This is a genomic window from Nocardia ninae NBRC 108245, assembly GCF_007990755.1.
Classification (GTDB): Bacteria; Actinomycetota; Actinomycetes; order Mycobacteriales; family Mycobacteriaceae; genus Nocardia; species Nocardia ninae.
In genome coordinates this window covers 25,651-39,512 of record NZ_BJXA01000029.1, presented here as the reverse complement: position 1 = coordinate 39,512, position 13,862 = coordinate 25,651, and the positions used below count along the sequence as shown (strand labels likewise).

The following is a 13,862-nucleotide window of genomic DNA, read 5'->3' as shown; positions in this document are numbered from 1 at the left end:
TGACCTGTCCAATCCCTCCCCCGCCGGGGTGATCTCGGCTGCGGGTTCACGTCACGAGGTGGAGTCATGAGTGGGGTGCGGCGCCTACGCGAGTGGTGGTCGGCGCGGCGGCGATTCGAGTTCTGCCTCACTGTCGCGATGGTGGTCACGCTCACCGGTCTCTGTGGCGCCGTTGTCATGCTGCCGAACTCCGCACTACCGAAACCGCATGCGGCCGAGGCGACCGACGCGGTCGGCCAAGCTCCGGCCACCGACCCGCGACTCGCCGAGGTGCGCCGCAGCATCGAACCGTTCGGCCCGATCGTCGCCCGCCAGGTGACCACCGGCGACGGACAACAATCCCTGGTCGTCGGCCATCCCGCACAGCGCATCGAGATCGACGTCCTGGAGCGTGAACTCGCCGCCGCGACCACCGCGGTCACCGAGGTGTGGGGCACGGACTGGGCGCAGGCCAGCACGGTCGTCGTCGCCTCCTCCCCGTCGGAGTTCGCCGGCCTGGTGCGCGCGGGTGCCGCGATGTCCACCGAGGTCGCCGCCGCGTCCGTCGCCGACCCCTTCGCGCCGGGCAGCCGGCCGACCGGACAGCGCATCGTGTTCAGCCCCGACGCGGGACGCCGCCTCGACCCCGATGGTCTGCGCACGTTGCTCCGCCACGAACTCACCCATATCGCCACCCGCGCCGACACCCGCGACGGCGCACCCCTGTGGATGCTCGAAGGTTTCGCCGACTACACCGCCCACCGCGACCAGGGCCGCCCCTTCGCCGACATCGCCCCGAGCCTCACCGCGCGGGCCCGGCTGCACGCTCTCCCCGGCGACCTGCCCGCCGACGCCGACTTCACCGGCGCCGACGCCGCCGCCACCTACGAACAAGCCTGGTCCGTCTGCGCCTACATCGCCGACACCTACGACGAACCCCGCTTGGTCGAGCTCTACCGCCGGGTCGCCGCAGCCCGCCAGACCCCGGCCACCGAAGATCAGATCCTGCAGACCGTGCTCGGCCGCAGCCGCACCGAATTCGTCGCCGACTGGCGTGATTGGCTGTCCGCTCAGACGATCTGAGCCGCACCGCGAGTCACCCGGCGGCCACGAACACGCCGCGGCGGCGCGGCAAATCGCACACAGTAGGTTGTCACCATGGCCCGAACTCTGCTGGTGACCAATGATTTCCCGCCGCGGCCGGGTGGTATTCAGTCCTATCTGCAGGCCTTGGCCGGGCAGCTGCCGCCGGATGATCTCGTCGTCTACGCCCCCCGCTGGCGCGGCGACAGCCATCTGAAGTTCGATGCCAAGCAGAAATTCCAGGTGGTCCGCCATCCCACCACGCTGATGCTGCCGACCCCGCTCGTCATGCGCCGCGCCGCGCGCCTGCTGCGCAGCGAGAAGTGCGACACCGTGTGGTTCGGCGCCGCCGCGCCGCTCGCACTCATGTCGCCGGTGCTGCGGCGCGCGGGTGCCGAGCGCATCCTGGCCAGCACGCATGGGCACGAGGTCGGCTGGTCCATGCTGCCCGGCGGCAGGCAGGCGCTGCGTCAGATCGGCGAGCACACCGACGTGGTCACCTACGTCAGCAAGTACACCCGGGGCCGGTTCGCGTCGGCGTTCGGACGCAATGCCGCGCTGGAGTATCTGCCACCCGGTGTGGACACCGACGAGTTCCGGCCCGACCCGGCCGCGCGCGCGGAACTGCGCGACCGCTACGGACTCGACGACCGGCCGACCATCCTGTGCCTGTCCCGCCTGGTCCCCCGTAAAGGTCAGGACGCGCTGATCGTCGCCATGCTCGAGATCCGCACCCGCGTTCCCGGTGCCGTGCTGGTGATCGCGGGCGGCGGGCCCTACGAGGAGAAGCTGCGCCAACTCGCCGTCGCCCTCGGGGTCGAGGACGATGTCATCTTCACCGGGCGCGTACCGTCCGGTGAGCTGGCCGCCCACCACACGCTGGCCGATGTGTTCGCCATGCCGTGCCGGACCCGTGGTGCGGGCTTGGACGTCGAAGGGCTCGGCATCGTCTATCTCGAAGCGTCTGCCTCCGGCGTGCCCGTGGTCGCGGGTCGTTCCGGTGGCGCACCGGAAACCGTCATCGAAGGGGAAACCGGGCGCGTCGTGGACGGCCGCTCCGCACAGCAGATCACCGACGCACTGGTCGACATCCTCTCCGATCGCGACGCGGCCGCCCGGATGGGTGCCGCGGGGCGGGCCTTCGTGGAGGAACACTGGCGCTGGGATTCCCACGGTGCCCGGCTGCGCCACCTGCTGCGGTGAACCGGCGAGGGCATCGCCGGGACAGGTCATCCATTAGGCTCAGCAGCGTGAGGCAGCGAAGCATAGACGCAGCGCCGCTGGACGCGGTTGCGTCGAGCGACAAAGAGGTGAGCTCGTGAGCGAGCGCAGCGAGCGAACCACAGACACAGCGCCCGTGGGCACGACGGAACCGAGCGCTAGCGAGGTGGAGTCGTGAGCACTATCCAGGTCGCCGACCAGACATTCGTCGCCGCGCCGGGAACCGCCGTCGCCGATATCCTCGCGGCCCAGAACAATTGGCGCCGCTGGTGGCCGGACCTGACCTTGGTCGTCCGGGAAGACCGCGGCGACAAGGGAATCCGCTGGACCGTGTCCGGCGCGCTGGACGGCACCATGGAGGTCTGGCTGCAGCCCGCACTCGACGGCGTCATCGTGCACTACTTCCTGCACGCCGAACCGCAGCCCGCGCTGCCGGCCAGCCGCGCGGCTGCCGCCAACCGCGCGCGCCGGGTCGCGGGCCGCGCTATGTCGTTCGAACTGAAATCCCGGCTGGAGGCAGGTCGCCCGGCCGGTGTCGCACCTGCCCACGCCTCCTGACGCTCACGCCGCCGGCTCCGCCGGCTGCCGTCACCAGCACCGACGCCGAAAGGAACAGCTGTCCGCTATGGCCGACAGGACCCAGAGGTCGATCATCATCGAGGCCCCGTCGCAGCAGGTGATGTCCGTCATCGCCGACCTGGAGTCCTACCCGGAGTGGGTCGCGGCGGCGAAATCGGTGGAAGTACAGGAAAAAGATCCGGACGGCCGGGCACGCACCGCGCGCTTCGTCCTCGACGCGGGCGTGGTGAAGGACAGCTATGTCCTCTCCTATACCTGGCGCCCGGACAACAAGGCGGTCAGCTGGACGCTGGTCAGCGGTGAGCTGCAGAAAGCGCAGAACGGCACCTACGAACTCATCGACCAGCCCAACGGTCACACCGAGGTCGTCTACACGCTGACCGTCGACTTGAACATCCCGATGATCGGCATGTTCAAACGCAAAGCCGAGAAGGTGATCACCGATACCGCGCTGAAAGAACTGAAGAAACGGGTCGAAGGCTGACGACGCACACGACCCGTGTCGAACTGTTCATCGGCAAAGGCGGGGTAGGCAAGACGACGCTGGCGTGTGCCACCGCCATGTCCTATGCCAGAGCGGGCAGCCGCGTGCTGGTCGCCTCGCTCGACCAGGCGCATTCGCTCGGCGACGCGCTCGGCTTCCGTTTCCCGCACGATCCGGGCACCGTCACCGGAATCGCCACCGTGCTGCCCGGTCTCGACGTGATCGAGGTGGATTCCCTTGCGCTGCTGGAGGATCGGTTCCGCGACGTAGTCCGCGTGCTGTCGCCGGGCACCGGTCACAACCACGGCATCGACCTCGCCGCACTGGACCCGGCCGAACTGACCGGCCTGCCCGGCGTGCAGGAACTGCTGATGCTCGTCGAGATCACCCAGTTCGCGAACGAGGACGACTGGGACGTGATCGTCGTCGACTGCCCGCCCTCGGCCGACATGCTGCGCATCATCACCGCGCCGGACACCCTGCTCGGTTATCTCGAGCGGATCTGGCCGCCGCACGCCAGGGCGATGAGCACGGTCGGCACCGACCTGCGCCGCGCGGTGCTGGCCGCGACCGTCGAACGGATCGTCAAGGCGGTCACCGAGGTCCGCGATCTGCTCGCCGACCATCGGCGCACCGGCGCGCGCCTGATCACCGTCGCCGAGCGGGTGACACTCGCCGAATCCGAGCGGGTCCGCTCCGCCGCCACGCTGCTCGGGTTGCGATTGGACGCGGTGGTGGTCAACAAGGTGCTGCCACCGACCACGCCCCTCGACCCCGCCGCCCCGCTCGACAGCGCGCACCCCGCGGTGCACTGGTATCTGAACCGGCGCGGCGAACAGCTGGCCGCGATCGCCGAATTAGAACGCGCGATGCCGGGTATCCCCGTCCTGATCGCACAGCACACCGGACCGGAACCGATCGGACTGACCTCGCTCGCGGCCCTGTCGTACGCGGTGGACTCAGACAGGAACACCGGCGACCCAGCCTTTATGCTGAGCGACAGTCCGACGGAGGTTGACGCGAGTTCCGGCGAACCGATGGTTCGATGGGAATCAGGCAGCGGTCTGCACGCGATATACACACTGCGGATGCCCCTGCCCGTTGTCGATGCGGCGACACTGCGACTTGGCCGAGTGGAGGACGATTTGATCGTGGGAGCGGACGGTGTCCGGCGCCGAGTTCGCCTTGCGCCGGTATTGCGGCGGTGCACGGTCGACGGCGCCGAACTCGACGGTGGTCAGCTCGTGGTGCGATTCCGGCCCGACCCGGACTTATGGCCGGAAGGTAGCGGCGATGAGTGAGCGGAGCGGCGGATTCTTCCGGCGGGGTGGACGGGACGGAAGTGGTGATTCTGCCGAGAGTCAGGGCCCGCGGGGTTCCGAGGCCGGAAGCGGTGATTCGACTGCGCATGGTTCCGATCAGGACGTCGACGGACTGAGCGCTACCGATGATCGGACTGCCGGTAGGTCGGGATGGCGCGGCAACCGATCGGACTCGGGCGATGATCGGACCGCCGAGAGTTCGGGCCGGGACGCCGAAGAACCTGCTACGCCTGGTGATCGGACCGCCGGCAGCTCGGGGCCTGGGCCGCGCGAGGATCGGACCGCCGGTGGTTCGGGTCGTGGTGCCGAGGACGCAGCCCATGCTGAGTCGCAGTCGCAATCCGGTGGCCGGTCGAAAGGCACTGCCGCAGAAGACGATCCGATAGACGGCCTCGCCGAGTTCGCCGCAGAGCTGAAGCTGCTCGCCGAATCCGTGCTCGAGCGTGTGGAACCGGTGTTGCGCCAAGCGGCCGACGGACAGGTGGAGTGGTCGAGCTGCAACTGGTGTCCCGTCTGCGCGGCGGCCGCGTTGATGCGCGGTCAGCACCATGAGGTGCTCCAGTCGGTGGCCGATCACGGCACCGCGATCGTGACCGTGCTGCGTGAGGCGTTGGCCGGGGTGCCGGTCGAGCCGGTCATGCCCGAGTACGATCCCGCCCGCCACCAGCACAACCATGGCGTGCCAACGGATTCGACGCCGACCGGCACGGAACCCACTGCCGGACACCACACATCGCGGACGGGCACTCGCTCCCGCTATGTCAGCATTCCCGTGACGATCAAGGCATGACGCACCGCATAGCAGGTGCGCGACCGCTGACCGTCGGAATCGACGTCGGCGGCACCAACATTCGCGCCTCCGTGATCGACACCAGCGGTGAGGTCCTCGACACCGTCCAAGCGCCGACCCCGCACTCCGCCAAGGCGCTCGAGGACGCGCTCGCCCGCTCCGTCCGCGAGCTGTGCGAACGGCACCCGATCGGCGCGGTCGGTCTGGCCGTCGCCGGGTTCATCAACGGTGACCGCTCCACCGTCCGTTTCGCACCGCACCTGCCCTGGCAGGACACCCCCGTCGCGCAGCGGCTCACCGAACGCCTCGAGCTTCCCGTCCTGCTCGAGCACGACGCCAACGCCGCCATGTGGGCCGAATACCGATTCGGCGCGGCAGCGGGCGGCCACAACGTGGTGCTCGTCGCGATCGGCACCGGCATCGGCGCCGCGCTGCTCATCGACGGTCAGCTGTATCGCGGAACGCACGGCGTCGCACCGGAGCTCGGGCACCTGCAAGTCGTGCCGCAAGGCCGTGCCTGCCCGTGCGGCAAACGCGGCTGCTGGGAAAGGTATTGCAGCGGAACGGCACTCGCCGACACCGCGATCGAGATGCTGGCCACCGACCCGGTCCGCTCGGTCCTGGCCAGGGACGTCTTCCGCGACCCCGGCTCGCTCACCGGCCGCCGCGTCGCCAATGCCGCGCAAGACGGCGATCCGCTCGCCGTCCGCGTCATGGAGGATTTCGCCCGCTGGCTCGGCCTCGGCTTGGCCTTCGTCAGTGACATCTTCGACCCCGACCTGGTCGTCATCGCCGGCGGCGTCAGCAGCTCCGCCCCGCTCTTCCTGGACGAAGCGCGCGAGGAATACGCCCGCTCGGTCACCGGCGCGGGTCACCGACCACTGGCCCGCATCCGCACCACCCAACTCGGTGAAGCCGCGGGCATGATCGGCGCCGCCGACCTCGCCCGCGCCGCACTCATCGAAAGCGAGCGCAAGTCCTCCCGAGTAGCCCGCAGCCACTGACCTTTCCGGATAGGGGACGTTTCATCGCCTGCGGCAGTGGTATTCGGTGGTCGAAGACTTTGCTTCGGTCGCCGCTGACCTCCCGATCCGGCCGCCGAGGAATCAGCTGCCGGTCACCGATTACGGCGCATCCGCCTGCTCATGGCAGAGTGTGGTGAGATTCGCCGCTGCGGTTGGATGTGATCTGGCACCAGCGGTAAAGTCGGCAACTGACGCAGGTGCCCGCCTCTATCCCGGTCCGGGGGAAGGACGTCATGTTCTACTGGCTGCTGAAGTACGCGCTGCTGGGGCCGTTCATGCATCTCTACAACAGGCCGACGGTCGAGGGCGTAGAGAACATTCCGGCGGACGGACCGGCGATCATGGCGGGTAACCATCTCTCCTTCGCGGATTGGCTGTTCGCTCCGCTGATGAGTCCCCGCCGCATCAACTATCTGGCCAAGGCCGAGTATTTCAACACCCCGGGCATCAAGGGCGCCTTCCAGAAGTGGTTCTTCACCACCACCGGACAGTTCCCGATCGACCGCACCGGCGCCGACGCGGCCGAGGACGCGCTGAACGCCGCCCGCAAACTGCTCGATCAGGGCCGCCTCGTCGGCCTGTACCCCGAGGGCACCCGCTCCCCCGACGGCCGCCTGTACAAGGGCAAGACCGGCCTCGCCCGCCTCGCGCTGGAGACCGGCGTCCCGGTCATCCCGGTCGCCGTCATCGGCACCGACCAGGTGAGCCCGCCCGGACCTTTCCGCTGGCGTCGCCGCAAGGTCACCGTCAAGTTCGGCACCCCCATCGACTTCTCCCGCTACGAAGGCATGGGCGGCAACCGCTTCGTCGAGCGCGCCGTCACCGACGAGGTCATGTACGAGCTCATGCAACTCGGCGGCCAGGAATACGTGGACGTCTACGCCGCCAGTCTCAAGAAGAACGTGCCCAGCGGCGCGCCCCGCGAAGAAGCAACCCGCATCCCGCACACCGCCGCCAGCTGAGCCGCACCCAGCCGTAGCCCGCCGACCGGCAGAAACGCTGGTCGGCGGAGCTGTCTGTGGCGCACGGTCGTTCACCGCCCGTCGAGCAGAGTGACTCGCTGAAAACAGTGCCGCCGTGTCCGGACCTACGGCTTGGCGAGGACGGCTGTCGTGAGATGGGTGGCGTAGTCGACTATTTCGGCGCGGGTGGCCGGGATTCGACCGGTGAGCCAGTCGAGGAAGAGGGAGACGAGGGCGCCGGACAGGGCGCTGATCGGCATGGTGAGGTGATCCGCGTCGAGCGACTGGCCGGGGGCGAATTGGGCGGCGACGAGTAGCACGAAATTGGGGAGGACGGCCGAGCCGTGGGTGCGCAGGGTGTCGTCGGCGAGGGTTTCGCGGAACATGATTCGGCCGCGGCGCGGGTCTTCCTCGAAGTAATGGGCGGCCGCATCGAAAGCCGCGCGTAGGCGGGCGGTTTCGTCACCTGGCGCGGTGGCCAACCGCGTCGTGACCGCGTCCAGCAGACCGTGCGCGACTTGGTCGTAAACCTCCACGAGCAGCGCTTCACGATCGGGGAAACTCTCGTAGAAGTAGCGCAGGCTCAGCCCGGCCGTGCGGCAGACGGCCCGCATAGTGGTGGCCGCCGCGCCGTCCGCGCCGAGCAGCTCGAACCCGGCACGCACCAATTGGTCGCGCCGCTCGGCGGAACGGTCGGCCATGGTGCTGCCGCGCCAGGTGTTGTCGGCTGACGAACTCACGGTGCTGATGATGTCACGGTCCGGTGGATGTCACGGCGCGGTCGGGGGCTCGGCGGTGCCGGTGCCACGGCGCAGTCGGGGGCTCGCCGGTGCTGATGTCACGGCGCGGTCGGGGGTCACCGGTGCTGACTTCGTGGCGCGGCCAAGGGGTTCGGCGATGCTGATGCCACGGCGCGGTCCAAGATTCAGCGGTGCTGGTGCCACGGCGCGGTCGGGGGCTCGGCAGTGCTGGAGTCATGAGGCGGTCGAGGGTTCGGCGGTGTGCGGAGACACTCGTTGTTCCAGTCGGCGGATCAGGTCGTGCGTGCGCGGGTCCAGGCTGAGATACCGGTCGAGCGCGACGTTGACCGCGCCGCGTAGGAGGGCATACGGCTCCCACACACTCGGGGCAATCGTGCGCGCCGCCCGGTGGGCGATGCCGTCGGCGATGCTGGCGGCCGCGTCGGCGGCGGTGATGCGCCGGTTCAACGGCCATGGCAGCAATTGCCCGGCGGCGCGGCCGAGTTCGTCCTCATCGAGGGTGTGCTTGGTCATCGCGGTCTCCACTATGCCGAAGTAGGCGACCCCCGCACTGGCCCCCGCTAGCGCGAGTTCGACGCGCAGCGCACGACCGAATTGCTCGACGCCCGCTTTGCTGATCATGTAGGGCGAGCCGCCCATGCCCGGCGCGAAGGCGGCGCAGGACGAGACCACCACGACATGGCCACGGGCAGCGACGATGTCGTCCAAGGCCGGGCGCACGGTATTGAACACTCCGGTCAGATTGATTGCGAGGACGCGATCGAAATCGTCGGGGTCCATGGTGCGGATCGTCGCCGGCGTCGGTGTCACACCGGCATTCGCGACCACGACGTCGATCCGGCCGAACCGCTCGCGGATCGTCGCCAAAGCCGCGACCATCCCGTCCCGATCGGCGACATCGGCGTGAACCGCCAGCGCGCGCTCCCCCAATTCGGCTTCGGCACGGCGCGTCCTCGCCTCGTCGAGGTCGATCATCGCCACCGAAGCACCCCGCCGGTGCAGCATCCGGGCCAATTCGAGCCCGATCCCCTGCCCCGCGCCGGTGATCACCACCGCCCGGTCACACACCTCGAAACCGGCTGTCGGCCACCGCAAACCCAACCTCATGCGATCCTCGCCTTTCGCTCGCGATCCGACATCATCCCCGCACCCCACTCGTCAGATAAGCGTCCTCGTCGAACCGGCTTGTGCGGCGGGCGTATTCGAAGCTCCAGTTCGGGTACAGCCCGGCATTCGCACTGCCGTCGGCGGTTTGGTAGTAACTGCGGCAGTTGCCGGTCACCCAGACGGTGTCGCGGCTGCGGTCGTCCATCTCCCGAAGGAACGCCTGTTGCGCCTCCGGGCGGACCTCGATCCGCTGGAGTCCGTTGTCCCGCATCGTCTTCAGCGCGTCGACGATGTAGCGGATCTGCGCTTCGATCATGTAGATCGCGGACTGGTTTCCCGCGGCGCCGAACGGCCCAAGGGTGGTGAAGAAGTTCGGAAATCCGGTCACCGTCGTGCCGAGGTAGCTTTGCGGACGGTCGCGGTACAGCTCACCCATGCTGCGGCCGTCGCTGCCGCGGACCCGGTCGAACACCTGCGGCGGCACGCCGAAACCGGTACCCCAGATGATGGTGTCCACTTCGTGCTGAACACCGTCGGCGGTGCGGAGGGAACGCGGTCCCACCGCGGTGATCCGTGATGTCACCACCTCGACGTTCGGCTGCGTCAGCGCCGGGTAGTAAGCGTCGGAGAAGATCGCCCGCTTGCAGCCGATCATGTAGTCGGGGGTCAACCGCTCACGCAGCCGCCGATCCGGCACTTGCCGACGCAACTGGAGGCGACCCAGCGCCTCGTACGGATGCCGGAATCGCTTGTCCACGAAACCGACCAAACCGAAGCCTTCGATACCGGCGAAGTAGGCGCCACGAACCGCCTTGCCCAGCAGCGGCATCCGCCGCAGCACGGACCGTTCGAGTGCGGACGTGGCCCAATCCAGCCGCGGCACGATCCACGGCGCGGACCGCTGGAACACCGTCAACTGGCCCACCACGGGCTGAATCTCGGGAATGAACTGCACCGCCGACGCCCCGGTGCCGATGACGGCCACCCGCTCGCCGGTCAGGTCATGTTCGTGATCCCAATGCAGCGAATGGAATTGGGTACCGGTGAAGTTCTCGATACCCGGCAGTTCCGGAATCTGTGCCTCGCTGAACGGACCGATCGCCGAAACGAGTACATCCGCCGTCATCGATCCCCGCGACGTGTTGATCCGCCAATGCCCGCGTACGTCATCCCAACTGGCTTCACGCAACTCCGTGTCATAGCGAATATGCCGCAGCACACCGAATTTCAGTGCCACCGTGCGCAGATAGTCGAGAATCTCCGGCTGCGTGCCATACCGGCGGGTCCACTCCGGATTCGGCGCGAACGAGTACGAATACAGCGCCGACGGTACGTCGCAGGCACAGCCGGGGTACGTATTTGCTTGCCATGTGCCGCCGAGGCCGCCGGCCCGCTCGAGAATCACGAAATCCTCGAACCCGGCCTCCCGCAACCGTACTCCGAGCCCGATCCCCGCAAATCCGGCACCGATGACTGCGGCAGACACGTGCTCTTCACTGTTTGCCATGAGGTACTTCCTGTTTCGCTACGCGGTCGGCCGCAGGTAGGTGTGGATGACAGAGCACGGCATCGCCCTCCTACCAGGGGCCAGCCTTCGATCGGGCTGCTCCACCAGCAGCCGTCGCCCTACAGGAATCACCTGATTCCATTAGAATCACATGATTCCCCTAGGGTCTCGATAAGTCAAGGAACAAATCGGAACGGCGACGCTCCGGCCCGCTTGACGGTCTCGATAGGGGGCGGGTTCTGCCGCGTCGAGGGCGTGCAGCGGAGCGATTCATTCGGTCAGGAACCAGCCCGAGTTCGTGATGTCCCGACAATGAAGGCCACGAGAAGGTCGGTCGATCCGTTGGTGCAGAATTCAACGACGGCACCAGCAGCCGTGCCTCGCGTCGAACCGGACCTCCCGGCGACACAGTTTTCGCCGGTGGCGCAATACATTTGCCCGGCCGACGCGAAGTTCACCGCACCTATACCCTCGGCAATACGCGTGCCCGGCCAGCTTCCCCGGCAAGCACCGCACGTGCCGACCATCATGTGGGGAGCCTTGCCAATCAGCCACCGGCACAACGCTCTCCGACCGCATCTACTCGGCATTACTCGGCTTCCGAGTAGGGGTATGACCAAAGAAAACTCGAATAGTCTTCTGCGCCAACTAAAACCGACCCGCCCCACCCATTAAACTCGCGATCGGAACCGCCAACCGATCAACGACCTCGCCACGCAGCGGGTCGACGAACTGCAGGGGGAAGCTGTGACCGCGACAGCCAAGTTCGGTGCCATCTCGCTCGACAGTAAGGATCCGCGCGGACTGGGGCTGTTCTACCGGCAGCTGCTCGGTCTCGAGCTCGAGTACGAATCCGATGAACTGGTTGTGCTCCAGGGCGACGGCGTCACACTGACGATCGAGCGCGTAGACGACCACATCCCGCCGGACTGGCCCGGCAACCGAGTCCCCAAACAGATGCACCTCGACCTGTTCGTCACCGCACTCGACACCGCCGAACAGGCCGCAATCGCCCTCGGCGCATCAAAACCCGACCCGCAACCCGAACCCGACCGCTGGCGAGTCCTCCTCGACCCGTCCGGCCACCCTTTCTGCCTGACTGTCCCGGCCATACCCATCGGGTAGCTCCCCGACCACCCGGTATGGCAGGGCAATACGGCTGCGGCCATGGTTTACAGCTGCGGCCGTGACTACGGCTGCGACTCCAACGGAAGCATGAGCGGTACATGACAGCGACGAGATCCTTACAACGGTGCGCCACCCACCGCCGGGTCTGCGGGACACCCGGCCTGCCCGGACACTTTCCCCACCCAACGGCGGAAATTCCCGCTGACCGGCCCGAAACTGTCCGCGCAGGCCGCCCAGTTACCCCACCGGACCGGACCCGTTCACCTTGCGTTGAGATAGCTGGTCCAGGGTGATCCCCATGAATGGTTCGACCCAAGGCTTCTCCCGCCGCACCCTGCTGCGCACCTCCGCGCTCGGCCTGGTGGCCGCCCCCGCGCTGGCCGCGTGCTCGTCGAACGACGGACCCGGCCTGGTCCGGCATCGCCCGGTGCTGACACACGGTGTCGCGGTGGGTGACCCGCGCAGTGACGGCGCGCTGATCTGGGCCCGTGCCGACCGGCCGGCGAAGCTGATCGTGGAGACCGCCTCGACCGAATCGTTCGCCAACGCCAAGCGATTCACCGGACCGTTGCTCACCCCGGATTCCGACGGTACCGGCCGGGTGCGTGTCAACGGCCTGCCCGCGGGCGAGCAAGTGCACTACCGGGTGACCCTGGAGGGCGACGACGGCGGCACCTCCGAGCCGATCACCGGCGTGTTCCGCACCGTCCCTACCGGCGCGTCCGACATCAAGCTGCAGTGGTCCGGCGACGTCGTCGGCCAGGGTTTCGGTATCAACCCCGACCTCGGCGGCATGAAGATCTTCGCGACCATGGCCGCCCGCGACCCGCACCTGTTCATCCACTCGGGTGATTGCATCTACGCGGACAATCCCATCAAGGAATCGGTGACACTCCCCGACGGGCGAATCTGGCGCAACATCGTGACCGAGGCGAAAAGCGCTCCCGCACAAACCCTTCAGCAGTTCCGCGGCAACTACGCCTACAACCTGACCGACCAGAACTACCTGCGCTTCAATTCCGCTGTCGCACAGGTGGTGCAGTGGGACGACCACGAGACGGTCAACAACTGGTACCCGGGCGGCCTCGTCCCGGCGGCCAAGGACTACACCGAGCGCAGCATGGATACCCTGGCCGCCCGCGGCTGGCAGGCGTTCCACGAGTGGATGCCGGTGGAGCCCAGGGAAGCTGTGGACGGCCGCCTTTACCGCAAGATCTCCTATGGCCCGCTGCTGGACGTCTTCGTGCTGGACATGCGCACCTACAAGGACACCAACGACGCGAACAACGGTGCCGAGGGCCGCATCTTCGGTCCGGAACAAACGAAGTGGCTGATCGAGGGCCTCCGTGATTCGCAGGCGACCTGGAAGATCGTCGCCAACGACCTACCGCTCGGTCTGGTCGTCAAGGACGGCGAACAGAAGGACACGGTCGCGTTCGAGGGTCCGGCCAACGGCGATCCCGGCGCGCCGTCCGGCCGGGAAACCGAGATCGCCCAGGTGCTCTCGGCGATCAAGGCGAACAAGGTGACCGACGTGGTCTGGTTGACCGCCGACGTGCATTACACCGCAGCGCACCACTACTCCCCCGAGCGCGCGGCGTTCACCGACTTCGACGAGTTCTGGGAGTTCGTCTCCGGACCGCTCAATGCAGGTGCGTTCGGCCCGAATCCGCTGGATGCGACGTTCGGCCCGGAGGCGGTGTTCGTGCACGCCCCGCCCGTGCAGAACAGTTCTCCGCTCGATGCCTTCCAGCATTTCGGCGAGGTGCGGATCGACGGCAAGTCAAGGGAACTGACGGTCGATCTGTGCGACGCGAGCGGATCCGTGCTGTTCAGCCAGCGGCTGGAACCGACCGCCCGGTAGCACAGGAGATCGGGCGAGCGGCGCGGGCCGCGCTGTAGTAGCTTTCGTGC

13 protein-coding genes are annotated in these 13,862 nt (G+C 67.6%); 10 read left to right on the top strand and 3 right to left on the bottom strand.

The window, feature by feature from the left end; translation table 11 throughout:
* The first annotated feature begins 66 nt into the window (after positions 1 to 66).
* The 8 genes from NN4_RS21520 to NN4_RS21485 all read left to right on the top strand — a co-directional run bounded on the left by NN4_RS21520 (position 67) and on the right by NN4_RS21485 (position 7,445).
* Positions 67 to 1,062, top strand: a complete 996-nt coding sequence (locus tag NN4_RS21520) for a hypothetical protein (RefSeq protein ID WP_147134267.1) — start codon at positions 67 to 69, stop codon at positions 1,060 to 1,062.
* A 75-nt stretch (positions 1,063 to 1,137) separates the two neighbouring features.
* On the top strand, positions 1,138 to 2,265 hold the full coding sequence (locus NN4_RS21515; protein ID WP_107655118.1) for a glycosyltransferase family 4 protein: 1,128 nt from the start codon (positions 1,138 to 1,140) through the stop codon (positions 2,263 to 2,265).
* Positions 2,266 to 2,457: 192 nt separating this feature from the next.
* Positions 2,458 to 2,841: a polyketide cyclase / dehydrase and lipid transport gene (locus NN4_RS21510; protein ID WP_147134264.1), complete on the top strand. Its 384-nt coding sequence runs from the start codon at positions 2,458 to 2,460 to the stop codon at positions 2,839 to 2,841.
* A gap of 67 nt (positions 2,842 to 2,908) precedes the next feature.
* Positions 2,909 to 3,346: an SRPBCC family protein gene (locus NN4_RS21505; protein ID WP_147134260.1), complete on the top strand. Its 438-nt coding sequence runs from the start codon at positions 2,909 to 2,911 to the stop codon at positions 3,344 to 3,346.
* A 23-nt stretch (positions 3,347 to 3,369) separates the two neighbouring features.
* On the top strand, positions 3,370 to 4,647 hold the full coding sequence (locus NN4_RS21500; protein WP_147134256.1) for an ArsA family ATPase: 1,278 nt from the start codon (positions 3,370 to 3,372) through the stop codon (positions 4,645 to 4,647).
* Positions 4,640 to 5,458: a hypothetical protein gene (locus NN4_RS46200; protein WP_246180993.1), complete on the top strand. Its 819-nt coding sequence runs from the start codon at positions 4,640 to 4,642 to the stop codon at positions 5,456 to 5,458. The genes NN4_RS21500 and NN4_RS46200 overlap by 8 nt, the downstream gene beginning before the upstream one ends.
* Positions 5,455 to 6,462, top strand: a complete 1,008-nt coding sequence (locus NN4_RS21490; protein ID WP_147134253.1) for an ROK family glucokinase — start codon at positions 5,455 to 5,457, stop codon at positions 6,460 to 6,462. The genes NN4_RS46200 and NN4_RS21490 overlap by 4 nt, the downstream gene beginning before the upstream one ends.
* A 254-nt stretch (positions 6,463 to 6,716) precedes the next feature.
* Positions 6,717 to 7,445, top strand: coding sequence for a lysophospholipid acyltransferase family protein (locus NN4_RS21485; RefSeq protein ID WP_107655113.1), 729 nt, complete (start codon positions 6,717 to 6,719; stop codon positions 7,443 to 7,445).
* Positions 7,446 to 7,570: 125 nt separating this feature from the next.
* Here the strand turns inward: NN4_RS21485 and NN4_RS21480 are convergent, their stop codons facing one another.
* From NN4_RS21480 to NN4_RS21470, 3 genes are all read right to left on the bottom strand, one after another.
* Complete coding sequence (locus NN4_RS21480) at positions 7,571 to 8,185, bottom strand: TetR/AcrR family transcriptional regulator (protein WP_147134250.1); 615 nt, start codon at positions 8,183 to 8,185, stop codon at positions 7,571 to 7,573.
* A 234-nt stretch (positions 8,186 to 8,419) separates the two neighbouring features.
* A complete protein-coding gene (locus NN4_RS21475; RefSeq protein WP_147134247.1) occupies positions 8,420 to 9,313 on the bottom strand; it encodes an SDR family oxidoreductase in 894 nt (297 codons plus the stop codon).
* 31 nt (positions 9,314 to 9,344) lie between these two features.
* On the bottom strand, positions 9,345 to 10,820 hold the full coding sequence (locus NN4_RS21470) for a flavin-containing monooxygenase (RefSeq protein ID WP_147134244.1): 1,476 nt from the start codon (positions 10,818 to 10,820) through the stop codon (positions 9,345 to 9,347).
* A gap of 747 nt (positions 10,821 to 11,567) precedes the next feature.
* Between NN4_RS21470 and NN4_RS21465 the strand changes: the two genes are divergently transcribed.
* Together NN4_RS21465 and NN4_RS21460 are read left to right on the top strand one after the other, a co-directional pair.
* Complete coding sequence (locus tag NN4_RS21465) at positions 11,568 to 11,945, top strand: VOC family protein (RefSeq protein WP_147134241.1); 378 nt, start codon at positions 11,568 to 11,570, stop codon at positions 11,943 to 11,945.
* A 301-nt stretch (positions 11,946 to 12,246) separates the two neighbouring features.
* Positions 12,247 to 13,812 carry an alkaline phosphatase D family protein gene (locus NN4_RS21460; RefSeq protein WP_147134237.1) on the top strand — a complete coding sequence of 522 codons (1,566 nt, stop codon included), beginning with the start codon at positions 12,247 to 12,249 and terminating at the stop codon, positions 13,810 to 13,812.
* The last annotated feature ends 50 nt before the right edge of the window (positions 13,813 to 13,862 follow it).

Bases quoted from the DNA above. Each gene is read 5' to 3' on its own strand.
- NN4_RS21520 (WP_147134267.1), top strand. From the start codon at position 67: ATGAGTGGGGTGCGGCGCCTACGCGAGTGGTGGTCGGCGCGGCGGCGA.
- NN4_RS21515 (WP_107655118.1), top strand. From the start codon at position 1,138: ATGGCCCGAACTCTGCTGGTGACCAATGATTTCCCGCCGCGGCCGGGT.
- NN4_RS21505 (WP_147134260.1), top strand. From the start codon at position 2,909: ATGGCCGACAGGACCCAGAGGTCGATCATCATCGAGGCCCCGTCGCAG.
- NN4_RS46200 (WP_246180993.1), top strand. From the start codon at position 4,640: ATGAGTGAGCGGAGCGGCGGATTCTTCCGGCGGGGTGGACGGGACGGA.
- NN4_RS21490 (WP_147134253.1), top strand. From the start codon at position 5,455: ATGACGCACCGCATAGCAGGTGCGCGACCGCTGACCGTCGGAATCGAC.
- NN4_RS21485 (WP_107655113.1), top strand. From the start codon at position 6,717: ATGTTCTACTGGCTGCTGAAGTACGCGCTGCTGGGGCCGTTCATGCAT.
- NN4_RS21475 (WP_147134247.1), bottom strand. From the start codon at position 9,313: ATGAGGTTGGGTTTGCGGTGGCCGACAGCCGGTTTCGAGGTGTGTGAC.
- NN4_RS21470 (WP_147134244.1), bottom strand. From the start codon at position 10,820: ATGGCAAACAGTGAAGAGCACGTGTCTGCCGCAGTCATCGGTGCCGGA.
- NN4_RS21460 (WP_147134237.1), top strand. From the start codon at position 12,247: ATGAATGGTTCGACCCAAGGCTTCTCCCGCCGCACCCTGCTGCGCACC.